General features: G+C 69.0%; 19 protein-coding genes and 1 riboswitch. Of the genes, 6 read left to right on the forward strand and 13 right to left on the reverse strand.

The genetic code is table 11. The annotated features are described in order from the left end of the window. Nucleotides 1-6: 6 nt before the first annotated feature. From AB0D18_RS24140 to AB0D18_RS24165, 6 genes are all read right to left on the reverse strand, one after another. Nucleotides 7-1413, reverse strand: coding sequence for an aminotransferase class V-fold PLP-dependent enzyme (locus tag AB0D18_RS24140; protein WP_362422106.1), 1407 nt, complete (start codon nt 1411-1413; stop codon nt 7-9). Between the two features lie 241 nt (nt 1414-1654). Then, a riboswitch (SAM riboswitch) is annotated at nt 1655-1772 on the reverse strand. 98 nt (nt 1773-1870) lie between these two features. Further along, complete coding sequence (trpD, locus tag AB0D18_RS24145) at nt 1871-2935, reverse strand: anthranilate phosphoribosyltransferase (protein WP_362422109.1); 1065 nt, start codon at nt 2933-2935, stop codon at nt 1871-1873. Nucleotides 2936-3090: 155 nt separating this feature from the next. Beyond that, nucleotides 3091-4728 carry a ubiquinol-cytochrome c reductase cytochrome b subunit gene (locus AB0D18_RS24150; protein ID WP_362422112.1) on the reverse strand — a complete coding sequence of 546 codons (1638 nt, stop codon included), beginning with the start codon at nt 4726-4728 and terminating at the stop codon, nt 3091-3093. Further along, entirely contained in the window at nt 4725-5777 is a 1053-nt protein-coding gene (locus AB0D18_RS24155; RefSeq protein ID WP_362422115.1) for a Rieske 2Fe-2S domain-containing protein, read from the reverse strand. Before AB0D18_RS24155 ends, AB0D18_RS24150 begins: the two co-directional genes overlap by 4 nt. Further along, on the reverse strand, nt 5774-6583 hold the full coding sequence (locus AB0D18_RS24160) for a c-type cytochrome (protein ID WP_362422118.1): 810 nt from the start codon (nt 6581-6583) through the stop codon (nt 5774-5776). Before AB0D18_RS24160 ends, AB0D18_RS24155 begins: the two co-directional genes overlap by 4 nt. 78 nt (nt 6584-6661) lie before the next feature. Continuing rightward, the gene (locus AB0D18_RS24165) at nt 6662-7282 is read right to left on the reverse strand and encodes a heme-copper oxidase subunit III (protein ID WP_362422121.1); all 621 of its coding nucleotides are present in this window, start codon (nt 7280-7282) and stop codon (nt 6662-6664) included. A 229-nt stretch (nt 7283-7511) separates the two neighbouring features. Between AB0D18_RS24165 and AB0D18_RS24170 the strand changes: the two genes are divergently transcribed. Continuing rightward, nucleotides 7512-7931 carry a hypothetical protein gene (locus AB0D18_RS24170; RefSeq protein ID WP_362422124.1) on the forward strand — a complete coding sequence of 140 codons (420 nt, stop codon included), beginning with the start codon at nt 7512-7514 and terminating at the stop codon, nt 7929-7931. A gap of 100 nt (nt 7932-8031) precedes the next feature. Here AB0D18_RS24170 and AB0D18_RS24175 read toward each other — a convergent pair whose 3' ends face one another. The 4 genes from AB0D18_RS24175 to coxB form a co-directional block, all read right to left on the reverse strand. Next, on the reverse strand, nt 8032-9285 hold the full coding sequence (locus AB0D18_RS24175; protein ID WP_362422127.1) for an Ig-like domain-containing protein: 1254 nt from the start codon (nt 9283-9285) through the stop codon (nt 8032-8034). Between the two features lie 147 nt (nt 9286-9432). Further along, the gene (locus AB0D18_RS24180) at nt 9433-9831 is read right to left on the reverse strand and encodes a cytochrome c oxidase subunit 4 (RefSeq protein ID WP_362422130.1); all 399 of its coding nucleotides are present in this window, start codon (nt 9829-9831) and stop codon (nt 9433-9435) included. Beyond that, on the reverse strand, nt 9828-11570 hold the full coding sequence (gene ctaD, locus AB0D18_RS24185) for a cytochrome c oxidase subunit I (protein WP_362422133.1): 1743 nt from the start codon (nt 11568-11570) through the stop codon (nt 9828-9830). Before ctaD ends, AB0D18_RS24180 begins: the two co-directional genes overlap by 4 nt. After that, nucleotides 11567-12565 carry a cytochrome c oxidase subunit II gene (coxB, locus tag AB0D18_RS24190; protein ID WP_362422136.1) on the reverse strand — a complete coding sequence of 333 codons (999 nt, stop codon included), beginning with the start codon at nt 12563-12565 and terminating at the stop codon, nt 11567-11569. Before coxB ends, ctaD begins: the two co-directional genes overlap by 4 nt. A 300-nt stretch (nt 12566-12865) precedes the next feature. Here coxB and AB0D18_RS24195 point away from each other — a divergent pair, with 300 nt between their 5' ends. Then, entirely contained in the window at nt 12866-14251 is a 1386-nt protein-coding gene (locus tag AB0D18_RS24195) for an aminotransferase class V-fold PLP-dependent enzyme (RefSeq protein ID WP_362422139.1), read from the forward strand. A gap of 255 nt (nt 14252-14506) precedes the next feature. Here AB0D18_RS24195 and AB0D18_RS24200 read toward each other — a convergent pair whose 3' ends face one another. After that, nucleotides 14507-15481, reverse strand: coding sequence for a carbohydrate kinase family protein (locus AB0D18_RS24200; RefSeq protein ID WP_362422142.1), 975 nt, complete (start codon nt 15479-15481; stop codon nt 14507-14509). A 196-nt stretch (nt 15482-15677) separates the two neighbouring features. Between AB0D18_RS24200 and AB0D18_RS24205 the strand changes: the two genes are divergently transcribed. Together AB0D18_RS24205 and AB0D18_RS24210 are read left to right on the forward strand one after the other, a co-directional pair. Continuing rightward, complete coding sequence (locus AB0D18_RS24205) at nt 15678-15908, forward strand: hypothetical protein (RefSeq protein WP_362422145.1); 231 nt, start codon at nt 15678-15680, stop codon at nt 15906-15908. Nucleotides 15909-16046: 138 nt separating this feature from the next. Continuing rightward, nucleotides 16047-17564: a hypothetical protein gene (locus tag AB0D18_RS24210; protein WP_362422148.1), complete on the forward strand. Its 1518-nt coding sequence runs from the start codon at nt 16047-16049 to the stop codon at nt 17562-17564. 96 nt (nt 17565-17660) lie between these two features. Here AB0D18_RS24210 and AB0D18_RS24215 read toward each other — a convergent pair whose 3' ends face one another. Further along, entirely contained in the window at nt 17661-18017 is a 357-nt protein-coding gene (locus tag AB0D18_RS24215; RefSeq protein WP_362422151.1) for an iron-sulfur cluster assembly accessory protein, read from the reverse strand. A 344-nt stretch (nt 18018-18361) separates the two neighbouring features. Here AB0D18_RS24215 and nadA point away from each other — a divergent pair, with 344 nt between their 5' ends. Then, entirely contained in the window at nt 18362-19555 is a 1194-nt protein-coding gene (gene nadA, locus AB0D18_RS24220) for a quinolinate synthase NadA (protein WP_362422154.1), read from the forward strand. Between the two features lie 88 nt (nt 19556-19643). Next, entirely contained in the window at nt 19644-20033 is a 390-nt protein-coding gene (locus AB0D18_RS24225) for a YciI family protein (RefSeq protein WP_362422157.1), read from the forward strand. A 130-nt stretch (nt 20034-20163) separates the two neighbouring features. Here the strand turns inward: AB0D18_RS24225 and AB0D18_RS24230 are convergent, their stop codons facing one another. Further along, nucleotides 20164-23328, reverse strand: coding sequence for an efflux RND transporter permease subunit (locus AB0D18_RS24230; protein WP_362422160.1), 3165 nt, complete (start codon nt 23326-23328; stop codon nt 20164-20166). Nucleotides 23329-23432 lie beyond the last annotated feature (104 nt).

Raw genomic sequence — 23432 nt, forward strand, 5'->3', positions numbered from 1 at the left:
GGTGTCTCAGACCGCCGGGACGCAACGCCCGTCCTCGGTACGGTAGTTCCACTGCGCACCGTTCGCGACGAGCTCCTTGACCGCCCGCACGAAACGCTCCACGTGCTCGTCCGGCGTACCCGCGCCGAAGCTCACCCGGATCGCGTTGAGCGAGCGCTCGCCCGGCTCGGCCTCGGGGGCGCCGCACTCGCCCGGGTCCTGCGGGTCGCTGCCGAGCAGCGTGCGGACCAGCGGGTGGGCGCAGAACAGGCCGTCCCGTACGCCGATTCCGTACTCGGCGGAGAGCGCCGCCGCGAAGTGCGAGCTGTTCCAGCCGTCCACCACGAACGAGATGACGCCGACCCGGGGCGCGTCGTCGCCGAACAGCGACAGCACCTTCACCGCACCGACCTCGGCGAGCCCCTCGCGCACCTTGCGCACCAGCGCCTGCTCGCGCTCGACCAGCGCGTCGAACCCGGCCTCGGTGAGCGCCTTGCAGGCGGAGGCGATCGAGTAGACACCGATGACGTTCGGCGAACCGGCCTCGTGGCGGGCGGCGGTGGTGTGCCACTCCACGTCCACTCCGCCGTCCGCACGCCGTGCGACCTTCTTCGACGCACCGCCACCGGCCAGGTACGGCTCGGCCGCCTGCAGCCAGTCGGCCCGGCCCGCGAGGACGCCGGAGCCGAACGGCGCGTACAGCTTGTGCCCGGAGAAGGCCACCCAGTCGACGTCCAACTCCTTTACGGAGACCGGGTGGTGGGGCGCCAGCTGAGCGGCGTCCAGCACGATCCGCGCGCCGTGGGCGTGGGCGGCGGCAGCGAGATCGCGCACCGGCCAGATCTCACCGGTGACGTTCGAGGCACCGGTGACGCAGACCAGCGCGGGGCCGTACGGGTCGCGGTCGGCGAGCGCCCGCTCCAGCGTCTCGACGGCCTGCGCCGGGGTCCGCGGCGCGTTCAGGTACGTCACGCGGGCGTCCTGCCAGGGCAGCAGCGAGGCGTGGTGCTCGGTCTCGAAGACGAACACCTGGCAGTCGGCGGGCAGTACGGCCGACAGCAGGTTCAGCGAGTCCGTCGTCGACCGGGTGAAGACCACCTGGTCACCGTCGCGGCAGTCGAGGAACTCGGCGACCGTCACCCGGCTGTTCTCGAAGAGGTCGGTGGAGAGCTGCGACAGGTACCCGGCCCCGCGGTGGACGCTGCCGTAGTACGGGGCGTACGCGGCGACGTCGTCCCACACCCGCTGCAGGGCCGGCGCGCTGGCCGCGTAGTCGAGGGCCGCGTACGTGACCTCGCCCCCGGTGACGAGCGGCACGGCCACGTCCCGGCCGAGGACGGGCAGCGGCGCCCCGCAGCAGGGGTCGGCAGACTCGGCGGAAGCGGAAGCGGAAACGGAAACGGAAACGGCGGTGGCGGCGGTCGATGCAGACATGGCGAAACTCCTGGCAGGACAAGGCGGAATGACTTCAGAAGGCCCGCGGGTACGAAGGCTCAACAGCCGTGCACCGTACGGGAGTTGCCTCGACGCGCAGCCCGCGGAAAAGAAGGAGGGGGCTGTACGGAGGTGAAGGTGGAACGGGGCCGAAGGGCCCTATCGCATTCGCTTGCTCACGAGACTGCTCCCTTGAGGACCAGGACCCCAGGGGCGCGCCACTCCGAAAGGAGTGCGCAGGGGTCCGCGCTTGCCGTAGACCTCGCTGCCTACGACCTGGTCTTCACCCGGGGCACCCCGCCACGGACGGAGGGTTGCCGGACAGCGGGCCGGGGCCGTAGTCGCTGTCACTCATGACCTGTGCAGCATCCTGCCACACGATCAACAACGCGCAAGAGCGCAGTCCGCATCCTGGACTGCGCTCTGCGTCACACGAGGTGCTCCCCGCACCTGGGTTTCAGGCGTTGCTGGCCGCCACCCACCGCTCCAGCGCCCGCTGCCCGCTCCCGGAGTCGAGGGACTCGCGGGCCCGCTCGATGCCGGCCGCGATCTCCTCGTTGAGCGAGCCGCCGCCCGGGTTCAGCGCGACCAGCGCCGCCGCCGTGTTGAGCAGCACCGCGTCCCGCACCGGTCCCTTCTCCCCCGCCAGGAGCCTGCGGGCGACCTCCGCGTTGTACGAGGCGTCCGCGCCGCGCAGCGCCTCCACGGGGACGATGTCCAGGCCCACGTCGCGCGGGTCGAAGGCCTCTTCCCGGACGGCCCCGTCCCGGACGATCCAGACCCGCGAGGTCGCGGTGGTGGTCAGCTCGTCGAGGCCGTCGTCGCCGCGGAAGACGAGCGCGGAGTTCCCCCGGCCGGCGAGCACACCGGCCACGATCGGGGCCATCCGGGCGTCGGCCACACCGACCGCCTGGGCACGCACCTGGGCGGGGTTGGTGAGCGGGCCCAGGATGTTGAAGGTGGTCTGCGCACCGAGCTCCTTGCGGGCCTTGGCCGCGTACCGCAGGGCGGGGTGGAACTTCACGGCGAAGCAGAAGGTGATGCCCGCCTCCTCGGCGACCTCCACCACCCGGCGCGGCGTGAGGTCGAGATTGACGCCGAGCTTCTCCAGCACGTCGGAGGAGCCGCTCGCCGACGACGCGGCCCGGTTGCCGTGCTTGACGACCTTGGCGCCCGTACCTGCGACGACGATGGCGGACATGGTGGAGATGTTGACGGTCTTGGCGAGGTCGCCGCCCGTGCCGACGATGTCGACGGTGGGCCCCGGCACCTCGATGGTGTGGGCGTGGGCGTACATCGCCCGTACCAGCCCCGTGACCTCCTCGACCGTCTCGCCCTTGGCGCGCAGCGCGACCGCGAACCCGGCGATCTGCGCGTCGGTGGCCTCACCGGTCATGATGCGGTCCATCGCCCAGGCGGTGTCGTCCACACCGAGGTTCTCGCCGCGCAGCAGAGGGTTCAGGATGCCCGGCCAGCTGCGGGCCGCCACGCTGTCGCCGCCAACTGGGGTCACAACGTTCATGGTCCGCTCCAGGGTCCACGTGCCTCTAAGGGCAGCCGATAAGGGATGGGAACACCCTATCCAGCGCAGGGGACGGCGAAGAGCCCCGTCCGGGGTGCGGACGGGGCTCTTGCCGTGGCGAACAAGTCCGGTCGGTCAAGGACCGGTTCAGGGGATCAGTGGTGGCCGTGGCCGCTGGTGATCTCCTTGTACTCCTCGGCGGTGGGCTTGGCGATCTGGTTGCCCTCGCCGTACATGCCCTGGCTGAGCTTGGCGCGCAGCTTCTGGGTGACGCCCACCTTGCGCTCGACGCCGTTCTCGTCCACCTCGGGACCAATCGAGGCCGGCGCGTACTGCTCGTGCGCCGTGAGCGTGTGCAGCTGCTCCGGCTTGAGCGGCTCGTGCACCTCGATGAACTCACCGTGCGGCAGCCGCTTGATGATGCCGGACTCGCGCCCGTGCAGCACCTTCTCGGCGTCCCTGCGCTGGAGGCCCAGGCAGATCCGCTTGGTGACGATGAACGCGAGGACCGGACCGGCGAAGAAGCCGATGCGCACGAACCAGCTGATCGAGTTGAGCGACAGGTGGAAGTGCGTGGCCCACAGGTCGTTTCCACCGCCGACGAGGCCGATGAAGTAGACCGTGATCCAGGCGACGCCCAGACCGGTACGGGTCGGGTTGTTGCGAGGACGCTGCGCGATGTGGTGCTCGCGCTTGTCCCCGGTGATCCACGACTCCAGGAACGGCCACACCGCGGGCAGGGCCAGGAGCAGACCGAAGACGGTCAGCGGGATGAACACGCCCAGGACCAGTGTGTGGCCCCAGAGGTTGATCTCCCAGCCCGGCATGACACGGATCAGACCCTCGGCGAAGCCCATGTACCAGTCGGGCTGGGCGCCGGTGGACACCTGGTCCGGACGGTAGGGGCCGAGCGCCCAGACCGGGTTGATCGTGAACGCCGCGGCGACGACCGCGATGACGCCGAAGACCAGGAAGAAGAAGCCTCCGGCCTTGGCCATGTAGACCGGCAGCAGCGGCATGCCGACGACGTTCTTGTTCGTCCGGCCGGGGCCCGCGAACTGGGTGTGCTTGTGGTAGAAGACCAGGATCAGGTGAGCCACCATCAGGCCGAGCATGATGCCCGGCAGCAACAGGATGTGGATCGAGTAGAACCTGGCGACCATGTCGTGGCCGGGGAACTCTCCGCCGAACAGGAACATCGAGATGTACGTGCCGACGACCGGCACGGACAGGATCGCGCCCTGGGTGAAGCGGACACCGGTGCCCGACAAGAGGTCGTCCGGGAGCGAGTAGCCGGTGAAACCGGTGAACATGCCCAGGACGAACAGCAGGAAGCCGAACAGCCAGTTGACCTCGCGCGGCTTGCGGAAGGCACCCGTGAAGAAGACGCGCATCATGTGCACGAACATCGCCGCGAGGAAGATCAGCGCACCCCAGTGGTGGATCTGCCGGATCAGCAGACCGCCACGGACGTCGAAGCTGATGTCCAGCGTCGACGCGTAGGCCTCCGTCATGCGGATGCCGTGCATCGGGGCGTAGGACCCGTGGTACACGACCTCGTTCATGGACGGGTGGAAGAACAGCGTCAGATACACACCCGTGAGGATGATGATGATGAAGCTGTACATGCAGATCTCGCCGAGCATGAAGGACCAGTGGTCCGGGAAGATCTTGCGCATGTTGGACTTGGCGAGGGAGTAGATCCCCAGCCGTCCGTCCGCCCAGTCGGCGACCCGCTCACCGGCGGGCGCCTTCTGCTGCGGCTTGGTCGTAGGTGTCGTCGCAGTACTCATCCGCGCTCCCAGAACGAAGGACCGACGGGCTCTTCGAAGTCGCCCAGCGCTTCGAGGTAACCCTCGTCATTCACGCCGATCCGCAGCTGCGGCAGGGCGTGACCGGCCGGGCCGAAGATGACACGGGCGCCGTCGGAGAGGTCGAAGGTGGACTGGTGGCACGGGCAGAGCACGTGGTGCGTCTGCTGCTCGTACAGGCTGATCGGGCAACCCACGTGGGTGCAGATCTTCGAGTACGCGACGATTCCCTCGTGCGCCCACTCGCGCTGCTGCTTGTCCTTGATCTCGTCCGGCTGGATGCGGACGATCATCAGGGCTGCCTTGGCGATCTCGGTGTTGAACTCGTGGTCGGTCTCCTTCAGGCCTTCCGGCATGGCGAAGGTGAGCGAACCCACGGCAACGTCCTCGGCGCGCAGCGGCTCCATCGTGTTCTGGTTGATGAGCAGCTTGCCCTTCTCCCAGAGCGTCTCGCGGAGCTTCTTCTCCGGCAGCGGACCGAGGTCGCGCAGCAGTACGACGCCGGACAGCGGCACCAGGGCCAGTGCGCCGAACATCGTGGTGCGGATCAGCTTGCGACGGCCGATCGCGGACTCCTGGGCGCCGGCCTTGAAGTCGGCCAGGACCTTGGCCTTGACCTCGGGCTCCGCCGCGATCGGGTGACGCTCGTCGGCGACCTCGACGTCGGACATCAGGGTGCGGGCCCAGTGGACCGCGCCCGCGCCGATGCAGAAGAGCGCGATGCCGAGCGTCAGGCCGAGCGAGAGGTTCAGCGCGCTCACGTGGCCCAGCGGCCAGACGTACACGATCTTCTCGATCGGGAACGCCACGAAGGAGGCGATGAAGGCCACCGTGGCCAGCATGGAGAGCGTGAACAGGAAGGCGACCACACGCTCGGACCGCTTGGCCGCGCGCTCGTCGATGTCCTGGATACGCGGCTGGTGCGCGGGCAGGCCCGGATCCGCGAACGGATCGTCCTGGCGCGCTACCTCACCGTGCGCGTCGCCCTGCACAACAGGCAGGGCCTCTTCTGGATTCTCTTGGCTACTCATGACTTCTTGGCCTTAGCGGTGTGGGCCGCGACCCAGACGGCAACTGCGATGAGCGCACCCAGACCGAAGATCCAGGCGAACAGACCCTCACTGACCGGGCCGAGATTGCCCAGTCCGAAGCCACCGGGGCTCGGGGTCTCTTCGCCGTTCACGGCCTTGACGTACGCGATGATGTCCTTCTTTTCCTTCTCCGGCATGGTGCTGTCCGGGAAGGAGGGCATGTTCTGCGGGCCGGTCTGCATGGCCTCGTAGAGATGCTTCGGCGAGACGCCCGCCAGGGACGGGGCGTACTTGCCGTGCGTCAGGGCGCCACCCTCACCAGTGAAGTTGTGGCACTGCGCGCAGTTGGTGCGGAACAGTTCGCCACCCTTGCCGACGTCTGCGCCGTCGGGGTTGGTCTGGCTTTCGGTCGGCGTGATCGGGCCGGCGCCGAGGGAGGACACGTACGCGGCGAGCTGATCGATCTGCGCCTGCGTGTAGATGACCTTCTTCTTCGGCACCTGTGCGCCGGGCTGCTGCGCCGGCATACGGCCGGTGCCGACCTGGAAGTCCACAGCGGCGGAGCCCACGCCCACGAGGGAGGGACCGTCGGTGGTGCCCTGACCGCCGGTTCCGTGGCAGCTTGCGCAGCCAACGGCGTAGAGCTTCTTGCCCTCCTCAATGGCGAGGGACTGGGAGGTGTCGTCGGCCTGCGCCTTGCCCGCGGGCGCAAGCGCGGCGTACAGCCCCCCAGTGGCCGCCAGCGCGAGGAGTAGGACGACGACCGCCGCCAGCGGATGGCGTCGTCGTGCGGAGAGCTTTTTCACGGATTACCCCGGTGTCAGGATCTTCTGCGTCGATGCGGGAAGTGTTTTCGGGCCCGGGCCCGACTTGGTGCGCCCGGATTACTTGATCACGTAGATCGTGGCGAACAGGCCGATCCAGACGACATCGACGAAGTGCCAGTAATAGGACACGACGATGGCGGCTGTCGCCTGTTCGTGGGTGAATCGCTTGGCCGCGTATGTCCGGCCCAGGACCAGCAGGAAGGCGATGAGACCGCCTGTCACGTGCAGTCCGTGGAAGCCGGTCGTCAGGTAGAACACCGAGCCGTACGGGTCCGACGAGAGCGAGAGGCCCTCGTGCTTGACCAGCTCGGTGTACTCGTACACCTGGCCGCCAATGAAGATCGCACCCATCACGAACGTGATGATGAACCACGTCCTGAGCTTCTTCACATCGCCCCGCTCGGCGGCAAAGACGCCGAGCTGACAGGTGAGGGAGGAGAGCACCAGGATCGAGGTGTTGGTCAGCGAGAACGGAAAGTTCAAGGCCGAAGCCTTTTCCGCCCAGAACTCGGGACCCGTCACCGATCGCAGGGTGAAGTACATCGCGAAGAGGGCCGCGAAGAACATCAGCTCGGAACTCAACCAGATGATGGTTCCGACGCTGGTGAGGTTCGGCCGATTGACCGACGGGTGCGCGTGCCCGGTATCTACTGTCGTTGCTGTCGCCACGACCGACATTATGTCGGTCGCTTATCCCGCCCTCACCCCGGGGGGTGCCGTTCGGAGTGTCAAGAGGGTGTGTCCTGCCCGAACGGCCCATCGAAGGACCGTACGAACCGGTGTGTACGAGGGGTGCGACGGAGTAGCATCCGCGCATCGGAACCGGCCCCGACGGCCGCCTGTTGAGCCCTGAAAGCCCCGAGATCACCGCGCAGTTCACCGCGTAACCGGACGTCACGGAGGAACCATGCAGCAGCCGACCGCCACGGTGCTGGTCTACAGCGACGACGCCAACACCCGCGAGCAGGTGCGCCTCGCGGCCGGCTCCAGGCCGGCCGCCGACGTACCGCCGGTCGAGTTCCTGGAGTGCGCCACGCTGCCCGCCGTACTGAAGGCGCTGGAGGCGGGCGGCGTCGACGTGTGCGTGCTGGACGGCGAGTGCGTCCCGGCCGGCGGCATGGGTGTCTGCCGGCAGATCAAGGACGAGATCTTCGACTGCCCGCCCGTACTGCTCCTGATGGGGCGTCCGCAGGACGCCTGGCTGGCCACCTGGAGCCGTGCGGAGGCGGCGGTGACGCTCCCGGTCGAGCCGGTCGGGTTCGCCGCCTCCCTGGCGGGTCTGCTGCGCGAGCGCCTCGCGGGCACCGCCGCGCCCGTACGGGCCTGAACCGGGCCCGCAGGGGCCCAGGACGCGGCCGTACGGGCCCGAACTCCCGCCGTACGGCCCCGATGTCACGCGCCGTCTCCCCCGCGCCCCCTGGCCCCGCTCAGACCTGCGGGCGCAGGCGGGGGGCGTGGACGCGGTCGCGCTGCTCCTCGGTGGAGGCGAGCAGGGCGCTGCCCGTGCGCCACTTCTTCCAGGGCAGGTTCCAGTCCCCGAAACCGTTGCCGAAGGGGTCCATCTCCTCGCCCCAGCTGCCGACGACCTTGACGATGTCGCCCTCGGTGACGGTCTCGTAGAACCACGCGGCGTTTCCGGTGGACATGCCCGTGCAGCCGTGGCTGACGTTCGCGTAGCCCTGGGAGCCGACGGACCAGGGCGCGGCGTGCACGTACTCGCCGCTCCAGGTGACCCGGGTCGCGTAGTAGACCGGCAGGTCGTAGGAGTCGTTGGTGCCGGTCGGGATCCCGATGCTGGTGCCGCGCATCCGTACGAAGTACTCCTTGCCCAGCACGACCTTGACGCCGTTGCGGGTGGAGTAGCCGGGCTTGCCCGTGGTCACCGGAATGGTATTGATCACTTCTCCGTTGCGCCTGATCGTCATGTAGTGCGACGAGGCGTCGGTGATGGCTTCGATCTTGTCGCCGATGTTGATCCGCAGGGGCGTCGAGGCGGCCCCGTACAGGTCCTTGGCGACCTTGATGCCCTCCAGATTGCTGTGCGCCCTGACGGTGGCTCCGACGGGCCAGTAGGCGCGCGGGCGGAAGTGCAGGAGATTGTCCTCCACCCAGTACCAGGAGCCCTCGACCGCGGGCTTGGAGTCGACCTTGAGGGCGCGCTCCACGACCGCCCTGGCGCGCGGGTCCTTGACCTTCTGGCTGAGTTCGGCGGTGAGGGGCTGTCCGACGCCGTACTTGCCGGCGTCGGGGCCGAAGGTGACCTTCAGCTTCTTCTTGCCGGGGGCGGTCTGGAAGCTGAGCCTGCGTACGCCGGGGGCGCCCTCCCGGTCCTCGGTGGAGACCCGGACCGTGTACTGGGCCCCTGCGGCCAGTGGGGCGGTGGAGTGCCAGCGGGCCCCGTCGGCGGAGAGTTCGCCCGCCACCTGGCGTCCTGCGGCGTCCGCGGCGGTGACGTCGGTGATCCGGCCGTCCTTGCCGGTCGCCGTCACCTCAAGAGGCTTCTCCGGATCGGCGTCGGTGCTGCCCGGTTTCCCGTTGAAGGAGATCTGCTGCGCCGCGTCGTACGGCGTGGAGGAGAGCGGGCTTCCCTGGGGCTCGCCGCAGGCGGTCAGCCCCGCCCCGAGGGAGGCGACCAGCAGGGTGCAGCTCAGGACCGTCCGGGTGCGGGGTGCGTGGCTCATGATCACACGATATGAATCATCATCAGATCGGGCGCGCTGGCAGGCCGCAAGTGACTGCAAACGAATGAGGGGCCCGTACACCTGGACGTATCCAGGTGTACGGGCCCCTCGAAGAGGTACCGCCGGTGGGGCGGCTCCTCCCGTGTCCTACTGCGTGCGGTTCTCACCGCGGTAGAACTCGAAGACCCAGCCGAACAGACCGATCAGGATCAGCGGCAGCGAGAAGAACAGCAGCCACCAGCCGATCGCGATCGACAGGAAGGCGAACGCGCCGCCGATGCCCAGCGCGAGCGGCTGCCAGCTGTGCGGGGCGAAGAAGCCCTGCTCGCCGGCCTCGTCCGCGACGTCGGCCTGCTTGTTGTCCTGGGCCATGGAGTCGGCCCGCTTGGCCGTGAAGGCCAGGTAGAAGCCGATCATCAGGCTCAGCCCGAAGGCCAGGACGAGCGCCGTGGTGCCCGCGGGCTCCTTCGACCACACGCCGTACACGCCGGCCATGATCAGGATGAAAACGCTCAGCCAGATGAACAGCCAGCCTTGAATCTTCACTTGCCCGTCTCCTTCGCGCTGAGGGCGAGCGACTCGACGCCGTTGTCCCGGTGGTTCTCCAGCTGGTCGATCGCGGAGATCTCCGGGTGGTGCAGGTCGAACGCCGGGGATTCCGACCGGATGCGCGGCAGCGTGAGGAAGTTGTGCCGCGGCGGCGGGCAGGAGGTCGCCCACTCCAGGGAACGGCCGTAGCCCCACGGGTCGTCGACCTCGACCTTCTTGCCGTACTTCGCGGTCTTCCACACGTTGTAGAAGAACGGCAGCATCGACAGACCCAGCAGGAAGGAGCTGATGGTCGAGAACGTGTTCAGCGCGGTGAAGCCGTCGGCCGCGAGGTAGTCCGCGTAACGACGCGGCATTCCCTCGGCACCGAGCCAGTGCTGCACCAGGAACGTGCCGTGGAAGCCCACGAACAGCGTCCAGAAGGTGATCTTTCCGAGCCGCTCGTCCAGCATCTTGCCGGTGAACTTCGGCCACCAGAAGTGGAAGCCGGAGAACATCGCGAAGACCACGGTGCCGAAGACGACGTAGTGGAAGTGCGCGACGACGAAGTACGAGTCGGAGACGTGGAAGTCCATCGGCGGCGAGGCCAGGATGACGCCGGTCAGACCACCGAAGGTGAAGGTGATCAGGAAGCCGATGGCCCAGAGCATCGGTGTCTCGAAGGACAGTGAGCCCTTCCACATCGTGCCGATCCAGTTGAAGAACTTCACACCGGTCGGCACCGCGATGAGGAACGTCATGAACGAGAAGAACGGCAACAGCACGCCGCCCGTCACATACATGTGGTGCGCCCAGACGGTGACCGAAAGACCGGCGATCGAGATGGTCGCGGCGATCAGACCGATGTAGCCGAACATCGGCTTGCGGCTGAAGACCGGGATCACTTCGGAAATGATTCCGAAGAATGGCAACGCGATGATGTACACCTCTGGATGGCCGAAGAACCAGAAGAGGTGTTGCCAGAGGATCGCGCCGCCATTGGCCGCGTCGAAGACATGGGCACCGAATTTACGGTCCGCCTCCAGGGCGAACAGTGCGGCGGCCAGCACCGGGAAGGCGAGCAGGACCAGCACACCGGTCAGCAGCACGTTCCAGGTGAAGATCGGCATGCGGAACATCGTCATGCCGGGAGCGCGCATGCAGATGATCGTGGTGATGAAGTTGACCGAGCCGAGGATCGTGCCGAAGCCGGAGAAGGCCAGACCCATGATCCACATGTCGGCGCCGACACCCGGCGAACGGACCGCGTCCGACAGCGGGGAGTAGGCGAACCAGCCGAAGTCGGCCGCACCCTGCGGGGTGAGGAAGCCGGCCACCGCGATGATCGAGCCGAAGAGGTACAGCCAGTACGCGAACATGTTCAGCCGCGGGAACGCCACATCGGGCGCGCCGATCTGCAGCGGCATGATCCAGTTGGCGAATCCGGCGAACAGCGGCGTCGCGAACATCAGCAGCATGATCGTGCCGTGCATCGTGAACGCCTGGTTGAACTGCTCGTTCGACATGATCTGCGTGCCGGGACGAGCGAGCTCGGCGCGCATGAAGAGCGCCATCAGTCCGCCGATGATGAAGAACACGAACGACGTGATGAGGTACATCGAGCCGATCGTCTTGTGGTCAGTGGTGGTGAGCCACTTGATCACAATGTTTCCCGGCTCCTTGCGCCGTACCGGCAGCTCGTTCTCGTACGAGTCGACTGCTGCCGCGGCACCCTTGGGTTCGTTGAGGATGCTCACAGTTTGTTCGTCTCCGCATTCCGGGCCGGGTCGGTCAGCTCAATGCCGGCCGGGATGTAGCCGGTCTGGCCCTTCTCCTTCAGGTCCTTGAGGTGCTGCTTGTACTCCTCAGGAGAGACGACCTTGACGTTGAAGAGCATCCGGGAGTGGTCCACGCCGCAGAGTTCCGCGCACTTGCCCATGAAGACACCCTCCTTGGAGGGGGTCACCTCGAAGGCGTTGGTGTGGCCCGGGATGACGTCCTGCTTCATGAGGAACGGCACCACCCAGAAGGAGTGGATCGTCTCGCGCGAGGTGAGCACGAACCGGACCTTCTCGCCCTTGGGCAGCCACAGCGTGGGCCCGGGGTTGCCGGTGTCGGGGCTACGGGTGCCGGGGATGCCGTACTCGTAGACGCCGTCGGCGCCGTCCGGGAACTGCTTGGTGTACTTGTCCGGGATCGCGCCGAGTTCCTTGGGAACCCCGGTCTTCAACTTGGTCTTGGGGTCGGTCTTCAGACCGGTGGACTTGTTGTCGTCCACGTCCTCGACGTAGTTGAAGCCCCAGCTCCACTGGTAGCCGACCACGTTGACGGTGTGAGTCGGCTTTTCGTCGAGATGCAGAAGCTTCGATTCGTCACGGGCGGTGAAGTAGAACAGCACCGAGACGATGATGAGCGGGGCGACCGTGTACAACGCCTCGATGGGCATGTTGTAACGAGTCTGCGGAGGTACCTCGACCTTGGTGCGGCTGCGCCTGTGGAAGATGACACTCCACAGGATCAGGCCCCACACCAGCACGCCCGTGACGAGCGCTGCCGCCCACGAGCCCTGCCAGAGGGAGAGGATCCGCGGCGCCTCTTCCGTTACCGGGGTGGGCATCCCCAGTCGGGGGAAGTCCTCCCATGTGTACGAGCAACCAGAGGCGGTCGCCAGGACCACGCCCGCGGTCAGCACCTGGAGCAGCTTCCGCCGCATCGGGCGCCGCGACGAGCGGTCGGAGCCGTTGGGACTCACGTAGCGCCTTCCCGAGAGTCTCGCCCGCGCGTGTAGTTGGCTGCGGCCGTGTTAACTCGGTCGGTCGCCGGCCCTGACGCGGGCAGGGGTTTGGATGTTTATGCGGACCAAACCCTACTGGACGCTATTTGGGGTCGCGCGGGGAGGGTGCCCAACGCGCCGCGCCCCACCCCGAAGGGGTGGCGTCACCGCGGTTCACCGGCGCACGGTGGGCGGAACACCTGCCTCCGCCCGGGATCTGACGGGCCCTCCCCCGATGGCGGTACGGGGCCCGGCGCGGGCGGCGGCTAGCGTGACCGGGTGCCCTACTTCGACGCTGCTTCCGCCGCCCCCCTGCACCCCGTTGCCCACCAGGCGCTGCTTGCCTCGCTGGACGAGGGCTGGGCCGATCCGGCCCGCCTGTACCGGGAGGGGCGACGGGCCGCCCTGCTCCTGGACGCCGCGCGGGAGGCGGCCGCCGAGGCCGTCGGGTGCCGCCCCGACGAGCTCGTTTTCACCCCTTCGGGAACGCACGCCGTGCACGCGGGAATTGCCGGAACCCTCGCGGCGCGTCGGCGTGTCGGCCGCCACCTGGTGACCTCTGCGGTCGAGCACTCGTCCGTACTCCATTCGGCCGCGGCCCATGTGGCGGACGGCGGGTCGGCAACCGAGGTGGGGGTGGGCCGGAACGGGGCGGTCGACGCCGCCGACTTCGTACGCGAGGTGGGCACGGACACCGCGCTGGCCGTTCTGCAGTCGGCCAACCACGAGGTCGGCACCCTCCAGCCGGTGGCGGAAGTCGCACAGCAGTGCCGGGAGGTGGGTGTGCCTCTGCTGGTGGACGCGGCGCAGTCGCTGGGCTGGGAACAGGTCCCGGGACCGTGGTCGCTGCTCACCGCGAGTGCGCACAAGTGGGGCGGCCCGGCCGGGGTCGGGCTGCTGGTGGTGCGCAAGGGGGTCCGGTACGCGCCGCAGGGCGTGGGCGACGAGCGGGAGTCCGGGCGCTCGCCCGGGTTCGTGAACCTGCCCGCGATCGTGGCCGCCGCGGCCTCGCTGCGGGCGGTGCGGGCGGAGGCCGCGCAGGAGGCGGCGCGGCTGCGGACTCTGGTGGAGCGGATCCGGCTGCGGGTGCCGGAGCTGGTGGCGGACGTGGAGGTGGTGGGCGACGCGGCGGCGAGGCTGCCGCACCTGGTGACCTTCTCGTGCCTGTACGTGGACGGGGAGAGCCTGCTGCACGCGCTGGACGGGGCCGGGTTCTCGGTGTCGTCGGGGTCCTCGTGCACGAGCAGCACCCTGACGCCGAGCCATGTGCTGCGGGCGATGGGGGTGTTGTCCGAGGGGAACGTACGGGTGTCGCTGCCGCGGGGGACGGCGGCTTCGGACGTGGAGGCGTTCCTGGAGGTGCTGCCGGGGGCGGTCCGGGGAGTCCGGGAGGCGTTGGGGGCACCGGCCGCGGCTGCGGCGGGCGCCGGGGACGCCCAGGACTCACTCGTCGTGGACGCGCTCGGCAAGCGGTGTCCGATTCCGGTGATCGAGCTGGCGAAGGTCATCGGGGACGTGCCGGTGGGGGGCACGGTGACGGTGCTGTCCGACGACGCGGCGGCCCGACTGGACATCCCGGCCTGGTGCGGGATGCGGGAGCAGGAGTACGTGGGCGAGGAGCCGCGGGAGCGGGGGGTGGCGTATGTAGTACGCCGCGTGAGCTAAGGCGGGGACGGGGAGCGCCGCAGTGAACGGGGGCCCGCGCGCGGGGGCGGCCCCCTTGCCCACCCGGGCCGCCCCCCCGGGGGGGGCGGCCCCGCTGCCCAAGAGGGCCAGCGGGCTGAGGGGCAGTCTTTTAGGGGCGCGGGGAACTGCGCGACCAGCCACGACGCACCCGCGCGGTGTCCACCACCGGTCCCGCCCCGGGGCGGCCCCCCTGCCCAAGGGGGCTGGGGGGGCGCCACCCGTCCCGCCGAGCCCTCAGCCCAGGTGTCCCCGTACCTCCGCCGCCGCCTCGTCCCCGTACGCCTTCGTGAAGCGCTCCATGAAGCCCGCACGGCTCAGCGTGTACTCCTGGGTGCCCAGCGTCTCGATGACCAGGGTCGCCAGCATGCAGCCGATCTGGGCCGCGCGCTCCAGGCCCACGCCCCACGCCAGGCCGGAGAGGAAGCCCGCGCGGAACGCGTCGCCGACGCCCGTCGGGTCGACCTTCGCGGTCTCTTCCGCGCAGCCGACCTCGATCGGGTCCAGGCCGAGCTTCTCGATGCGCACGCCGCGCGAGCCCAGCGTGGTGACCCGGTGGCCGACCTTGGCGAGGATCTCGGCGTCGCTCCAGCCGGTCTTCGACTCGATGAGGCCCTTCTCGTACTCGTTGGAGAAGAGGTACGTGGCGCCTTCGAGCAGCGTGCGGATGTCGTCGCCCGACATACGGGCGATCTGCTGCGAGAAGTCGGCGGCGAAGGGGATCGTGCGGGAGCGGCACTCCTCCGTGTGACGGAGCATCGCCTCCGGGTCGTCCGCGCCGATCAGGACGAGGTCCAGGCCGCCGACGCGGTCGGCCACCGACTTCAGCTCGATCTGGCGGGCCTCGCTCATCGCGCCCGTGTAGAAGGAACCGATCTGGTTGTGGTCGGAGTCCGTGGTGCATACGAAGCGGGCCGTGTGCAGGACCTCGGAGATACGGACCGAGGCCGTGTCGACGCCGTGGCGGTCGAGCCAGGCGCGGTACTCGTCGAAGTCGGAGCCGGCCGCGCCGACCAGGATCGGACGGGTGCCGAGCTGCCCCATGCCGAAGCAGATGTTGGCGCCCACCCCTCCGCGTCGTACGTCGAGGTTGTCGACGAGGAAGGAGAGGGAGACCGTGTGCAGCTGGTCCGCGACCAGCTGGTCGGCGAAACGGCCGGGGAAGGTCATGAGGTGGTCGGTGGCGATGGAGCCGGTGACTGCGATACGCACGGCGGGGCTGCTCCCTGTGGGGATGACGGGAAGAAGACGATGACAGCAGCCCAAGCTACCGGGTCGCACCCATACGGCTGAAGAGGCAAAACTACCCGATAGTAGGGCTTTTTTCGTGAGGTCGCAGGTGCATACGGTGCGAGGAGACCGGGGTTCCGCGAATCCGGCGGGCCCCTAGAGCACGGGAGCTCCTCGCATGCCGAAGCAGATCGTCCGTACCCCTGCCGCTGTCACCGGCCCTGTCACCGCCTCTGTCGAAGTGGACGGCGGGTGGGCGCAGTTGCAGGGCGACTGCGCGCGCATGGTGGCGCACTGGGCGGTACCCGCGGCCGTCGCCGAGTACGTGCCCGCGTCGCTGATCCACGGTGTCGTGGTGTCGCCGGCCTCCGCGCGGCTGGTGGGGGCGATGCCCGAGTACGGGGCCTGAGGGGCCCGCGGGGCCCGAGAGAAGACGGGGCCGCCGCCTGCGGGAACCGGAAGGTCGCTCACGCCGTCCCATCGGTGTCTCCTGTAAAGGGGCATCCGCATCAGCCGCCTTCTCGGGCGCAGGCGAAGGAGCGATCCGGTGAGCAGCGAGCAGCAGGCGCAACCCACTTCCCGTCGGCGGCTGTCCCCGCTGGCCGCCGCCTCCGTGGCGGCTGCGGTGCTGCTGGTCGGAGGTGGGGGCGCGTACTGGGCGTCCACGGCGGGCGACGGTGGCGCGGGCAGCCCCGGCGATCCCGGTGGCCCCGGGGGCGCTCCCCCGCCGCTGGCCCTCAACGGCTTTACGGACGCGGGCTCCGGCGGGGTGGATTCCGCAGGCGCCTCGCCCTCGCCGACCGGTCCCGTCGGGATCGCGCCCGGTGAGCGCGATCCGCACGGCGGCGGGTTCGGCCGGGTGGTGTACCGGGCGGCCGGGAAGCTGGCGGACGGGCCGGGCTCCGCCCCGGTGTACCGGGCGCAGGGCGCGGTCGGCGCGGACGAGGTGGAACGGCTCGCGGAGGCGCTCGACGTCTCGGGCACACCGCGGCTGAGCGGTGACTCCTGGATTGTCGGGGCGCTGCCGGACGGTTCGGGCCCGCAGTTGCGGGTGAGTGAACGGGCGCCCGGCAGCTGGACGTTCGCGCGCGGCGGGCAGGCGAAGGGCACCGTCGACTGCGTCCAGGGCAAGCAGTGCGTGTCGGGTACGCCGGTGGGTGAGGCGGCCGCGAAGAAGGCGGCGGCCCCGGTGCTGAAGGCGCTGGGTCTCGACGGCGCGCAGCTGGACGCGCGGCAGGTGCTGGGCGGTGCGCGGGTGGTCAACGCGGATCCGGTGGTCGGCGGGTTGCCGACGTACGGCTGGGCGACCGGGATCCCGGTCGGTCCCGACGGCCGGGTGGTGGGCGGCAGCGGGCAGTTGAAGGGCCTGAACAAGGGCGCCGACTACCCGGTGGTGGGTGCGGGGAAGGCGCTGGATCTGCTCAACAGGGCGGGGCGGAGCGCGACCCCGCCAAAGACCGGCGACTGCACCGGTCCCGTACCGGTGAAGGGTACGGAGCTTTCGGTGGAGCCGGTGGAGCCCGGACCGCCGCAGGGGAAGATCACGCCGTGCGAGCCGCAGCAGGTGCCGCAGCGGACGGTGACGGTCGGCTCGGCGGTCCTCGGTCTTGCCGCGCAGTACGCGGACGGGCAGCGGATGCTGGTGCCGTCCTGGCTGTTCCGGGTGGTCCCGGTGGGCGACGAGGCGCCGTACACGGTGACGTACCCGGCGGTGGACCCGAAGTTCCTGGTGACGCCCGCGCCGCCGAAGAGCGATCCGACGCCCAGGCCCACGACGGACCCCACGGCCGGTCCGGGAACCACTCCCGACCGGCACGCCGAGTCGTACCGGACGGACGGGCGGAAGCTCTCCCTCACCTTCTGGGGCGGCGTGTGCAGCGACTACGCGGCGAAGGCGGTCGAGGAGGGCGGCTCGGTGAAGGTGCGGATCGTCGAGACGCATCCGGACCCGAAGCGGATCTGCATCGCGATCGCGAAGAGGCTGACGGAGACGGTGACGCTGGAGAAGCCCCTGGAGGGGCGGAGCGTGGTGGGCGAGGACGGGAAGGCCGTGCCGAAGGGCTGAAGGCCTGAAGCCGTACCTGCCCGCGCATGACGAAGGCGGTTGTCCCGGATCTGAGATCCCGGGGCAACCGCCTTGCGCGTACTGCTACGCGTACTGCTAGCTGAACGAGTCGCCGCAGGCGCAGGAGCCCGAGGCGTTCGGGTTGTCGATCGTGAAGCCCTGCTTCTCGATGGTGTCGACGAAGTCGATGGAGGCGCCGCCCAGGTACGGGGCGCTCATCCGGTCGGTGACGACCTTCACACCGTCGAAGTCCTTGAGGACGTCGCCGTCGAGCGAGCGCTCGTCGAAGAAGAGCTGGTACCGCAGGCCCGAGCAGCCACCGGGCTGCACGGCGACGCGGAGCGCCAGGTCGTCCCGGCCTTCCTGGTCGAGCAGGGCCTTGACCTTGGCCGCGGCGGCGTCGGACAGGAGAATGCCGTCGCTCACGGTGGTCTTTTCGTCCTGAACGGACATCTACATCTCTCCCGGGTTGTACGGACTGCTTGCCGACGGTTGCAACCGGCGGGGCCGCGGATTCATTCCGGGCCCGAGCGTGTGTCTTGTTCTTTCATGCTCGCACACCCCGTTCCTTACGGGCGGTGTGCGGTCGGGCGGGAACCCGCCCCGGGTTCGCCCCCGAGCCTGCCCCGTGGTCCGCGCCGGGGTCCACCCCTGGCCCGCCCCGGGAATTCGTCACATCGACGAGATCAGCATCGTCAAAGTGACGTGAAGCAGTTATGATAGATAACGTCATTTCGACGAAAAGGCCCTCGTTCCTTCTCGCCCGGGTCCCTCTCGCCTCTCGCAGAACAGAAAGGGTGCGTGTCGTGACCACCGCCCAGCCCCGTCAGATCGACCTCGACGTCCAGCCGTCGCCCCTCGCCCTGCTGCTGCTCGGCCGCGAGGCCGACCCCAGGAGCGAGCGCGGCGTGGAATGTCCCGGTGACCTTCCCTCGCCGTCCGACCCGGATCTGGTGGAGCGCGCCCGCGCGGCCAAGGAGAAGCTCGGGGACAAGGTCTTCGTGCTCGGCCACCACTACCAGCGCGACGAGGTCATCCAGTTCGCCGACGTGACGGGCGACTCCTTCAAGCTCGCGCGGGACGCCGCCAACAAGCCGGAGGCGGAGTACATCGTCTTCTGCGGCGTGCACTTCATGGCCGAGTCCGCGGACATCCTGACCTCCGACGACCAGAAGGTCGTGCTGCCCGACCTGGCGGCCGGCTGCTCGATGGCCGACATGGCCACCGCCGAGCAGGTCGCCGAGTGCTGGGACGTGATCACGGACGCGGGTCTCGCGGAGACCGTCGTCCCCGTCTCGTACATGAACTCCTCCGCCGACATCAAGGCCTTCACCGGCAAGCACGGCGGCACCATCTGCACCTCATCCAATGCCAAGCGCGCCCTGGACTGGGCGTTCGAGCAGGGCGAGAAGGTGCTCTTCCTGCCGGACCAGCACCTGGGCCGCAACACCGCCGTCCGCGACATGGGGATGTCGCTGGACGACTGCGTGCTCTACAACCCGCACAAGCCGAACGGCGGCCTGACGGTCGAGGAGCTGCGCAACGCCAAGATGATCCTGTGGCGCGGGCACTGCTCGGTGCACGGCCGGTTCTCGCTGGAGTCGGTGGAGGACGTACGGGCCCGGATTCCCGGCGTACGGGTCCTGGTCCACCCGGAGTGCAAGCACGAGGTCGTCGCGGCGGCGGACGAGGTCGGCTCGACGGAGTACATCATCAAGGCCCTGGACGCGGCCCCGGCCGGTTCCAAGTGGGCGATCGGCACCGAGCTGAACCTCGTACGGCGCCTGGCGAACGCGCACCCGGACAAGGAGATCGCCTTCCTCGACAAGACGGTCTGCTTCTGCTCGACCATGAACCGCATCGACCTCCCCCACCTGGTGTGGACCCTGGAGTCGCTGGCCGAGGGCAACCTGGTCAACCGGATCGAGGTCGACCGGGAGACGGAGAGCTTCGCGAAGCTGGCGCTGGAGCGCATGCTCGCGCTCCCGTAGCGGGCCCCGGGCCGATGAGTTTCGCCGGAAGGGGCAGTCCACCCTTCAGCACCGACAGGAAACGACTCGGCCCGAGGAGCGCAGGAACATGCTTTACATGATCCAGATGAACGTGGACGCCGATCAGTGGGACAGCGTCATGTCCTCGTACAGCCCCGACGAGATGCAGGCGATGTTCGCCCACATGGAGGCCCTCAACCAGGAGCTGACCTCGGCGGGCGAGATGGTCGAGGCGCGCGGGCTCGGCGGGCCGGGACTGGTCAAGACCGTACGGGCGGGCTCCGACGGGAAGCGTCAGGTCACCGACGGGCCGTCCCTGAAGGGCCCGGTCCTCGCCGGATACTGGGTCGTCGACGTCAAGAGCGAGGAGCGGGCGTTCGAGATCGCGGCGCGCGCCTCCGCGTGTCCCGGCCACGGCGGCAGGCCCAGCAACGACCCGGTCGACGTGCACCCGATTCCGGACGACCCGACGGCCTGACCCTCGCTGCGTCACACGCATGAGTAAGGGGCGCCCTCCAGGGAGGGCGCCCCTTACTCATGCTTCAGGACTCATGCTTCAGGACTCGTACTCCGGCCGGAATCAGACGGCCGGGATCAGACGGTCGGGATCAGACGGTCGCGGGCTCGCGGTCGTCGTCCTCCTTCGACCCGGTGGCGGCGGTGTCGGCCGGCTTCGCCCCGCCGCGCTTGGCCGCCTTCTTCGCCGCACGGCGCTCCTTGCGAAGCTCCACCATGGCGTAGAGGGTCGGGACCAGCAGGAGGGTCAGCAGGGTCGACGTGATCAGGCCGCCGATCACCACGATGGCGAGCGGCTTGGAGATGAAGCCGCCCTCGCCCGTGATGCCCAGCGCCATCGGGAGCAGCGCGAAGATCGTCGCGAGGGCCGTCATGAGGATCGGGCGGAGGCGGTGGCGACCGCCCTCGACAACGGCTTCCACGACGCCCAGGCCCTGCGCCCGGTACTGGTTGATCAGGTCGATCAGCACGATCGCGTTGGTGACCACGATGCCGATGAGCATCAGCATGCCGATCATCGCCGGGACGCCCATCGGGGTGCCGGTGGCGAGCAGCAGGCCGATCGCGCCGGTCGCCGCGAACGGGATCGAGACCAGCAGGATCAGCGGCTGGATCAGCGACCTGAACGTCGCGACCAGCAGCATGAAGACGATCGCGACGGCCGCCAGCATGGCCAGGAAGAGCTTGCTGAAGGTGTCCTCCATGTCGGAGGAGACACCGCCGATCTCGACGCTCGCGCCCGAGGGCAGGTCCGCCTTGATGTCGTTGACCTTCGACTGGAGTGCGGTGCCGACCGCGCCCGTGTTGTCGCCGACCGGCTTGGCGGTGACGGTCGCCGAGCGGGCGCCGTCGATGCGGGTCATCGAGACCGGCCCGTCGACGAGCTTGACGTCGGCGATCTGGCCGAGGGTGACGCCAGGACCGAGCGGCAGCTTCTTCAGCTCGTCCATCGTCGTGGCCGGCTTGGCGGACTTGATGACGATGTCGCGCTCGGTGCTGTCCAGCATGGCCTTGCCGGACGGGGTGCCCCGGACCGCCTGGGCGACGACGGCGCCGAGGGCGGCGTCGTTGAAGCCCGCGTCGGCGGCCTTCGGGGTGCCCTTGACGGAGATGCGCGGCACGGACTGGGCGAGGTTGCTCTGGACGTCGGTGACGTCCTTGAGACCGGCCACGGCGGTGCGTACCTGCTCGGTCGCCTTATTGAGGGTGTCCGCGTCGGCGGCCTTGACGACGACGCTCAGGTCCTGGCTGCCGAAGCCGCCGCCCGCGCCGACCTTGGTGTCACCGGCGCCCTTGAGAGCGGCGAGCTTGTCCTGAAGCTCCTTGGTGGCGGCCTCGGTGTCCTCGGCGCTCTTCAGGGTGAGCTGGTAGGAGGCCTGGTTGGCGCCGGAGCCGCCGCCGAAGGCAGCCATCATTCCGGAGGAGCCGACGGTGACCTGGTAGTCCTTCACCGTGTCGACGGACTCGATGACCTTCTCGACCTTGAGGGCCGCGGCGTTCGAGGCGTCCAGGCTGGTGCCGGGTTCCAGCTTTTGGGTGAGCGAGAGGGTGTCCTGCTCGCCCTGGTCGAAGAAGTTGGTCTTGAGCATCCCGGCCATCGGGACGGTGACCGCCAGCACGACGACCGCGATCGCCAGGCTGACGAGGCGGCGCTTGGTCGCGAAGCGGAGCACGGGGACGTACATCCGCTGCAGACGGCTCTTGTTCTCCTTCTCCTCGGAGCGGCGGCGCAGTTCCTCCGGGGCGACGCCCTCGGAGCCCTTCGGCGCGCGCAGGAACCAGTACGAGAAGACCGGGACCACGGTGAGGGAGACCAGCAGGGAGGCGAGCAGCGCGGCCGTCACCGTGATGGAGAACGAGCCGAAGAGCTGGCCGACCATGCCGCCGACGAGACCGATCGGCAGGAACACCGCGACCGTGGTGAGCGTCGACGAGGTGACCGCGCCCGCGACCTCCTTGACTGCGGTGGTGATCGCCGAGTGGCGCTCCTCGCCGTAGGAGAGGTGCCGCTTGATGTTCTCCAGGACGACGATCGAGTCGTCGACGACGCGGCCGATCGCGATGGTCAGCGCGCCGAGGGTGAGGACGTTGAGGGACAGGTCCTTCGTCCACAGCACGATCAGCGCGAGGACCACCGAGAGGGGGATGGAGATCGCGGTGACCAGCGTCGAGCGGATCGACGCCAGGAAGATCAGGATGATGACGACCGCGAAGGCCAGGCCGAGCGCGCCCTCGGTGGTGAGGCCGGAGATCGACTTGGAGACCGCGGGGCCCTGGTCGAAGACCGTGGTCAGCTCGCTGCCGGAACCGAGGCTCGCGCGCAGCTCGGGGAGCTTGTCCTTGACCGCGTCGGAGATGGCGACGGCGCTGCCGTCCTGGTCCATGGTGATCGAGACCGACAGGCTGGGCTTGCCGTTGGTGCGGGTCAGGGAGGTGGGGGCGGCGGGCGTCTCCTTGACCGTGGCCACCTCACCCAGGCGTACGGGCCTGGGCGGGGTCTGCCCGGGGACGGCCTGGCCGCTGATCCGGAGGTCCTCGATCTGCTTCAGCGAGGTGAGATTGCCGCCGACCTGCACGGTGCGGCTCTTGCCGTCCTCGGCGAAGGCGCCGGCCGGGACGGTGGCGCCCGCCTGCTGGAGGGCCTGGCCGAGGGTCATCGCGTTGAGCCCGGCGGCGGCCAGCTTGGCGTTGTCCGGGGTGACGGCGACCTGGAGGTCCTGGACGCCCGCGACGGTGACCTGGCTGACGCCGTCGATGTTCTGCAGGACGGGGACGACGCTGCGGTCCAGCCGGTCGGCGAGCGCCTGCTGGTCCTGGTCCGAGGTCACGGCGAGCGTGACGGTCGGCAGGTCGTCGGTCGAACCGGCCACGACCTGCGGGTCGACGTCCTTGGGGAGTTGCGCCCTGGACCGGTTCACGGCCTGCTGGACGTCGGCGACGAGCTGCTTGGTGCCGTCGTCCCCGTAGTCGAACTGGGCCATGATCACGGCGGAGCCCTCGCTCGCCGTGGACGTCACGCCCTCGATGCCGTCGACGGCCTTGAGTGCGTTCTCCAGCGGCTCGACGACCTGCTTCTCGACCACGTCCGGAGCGGCGCCCTGGTACGGGGCGATCACGGACACCATCGGAAGTTCGATCGTGGGCAGCAACTGCTGCTTGAGCTGCGGAATCGCGATCGCGCCGAACACGATCGCGACGATCGATATCAGCCCGATCAAGGCCCGCTGGGCGAGGCTGAACCTGGACAGCCAGGACATGGGTGGGTCTCTCTTCTGTGGCTCTGTGGCGATCTGTGGCGAGCGAAGCAGACGGACTTGCGTCCGCGCGCGAGGCAGGACGCGAGGGTCCCTTCATACGATCA

Origin of the sequence: Streptomyces sp. NPDC048442 (assembly GCF_040651475.1) — a bacterium.
Lineage (GTDB): Bacteria > Actinomycetota > Actinomycetes > Streptomycetales > Streptomycetaceae > Streptomyces.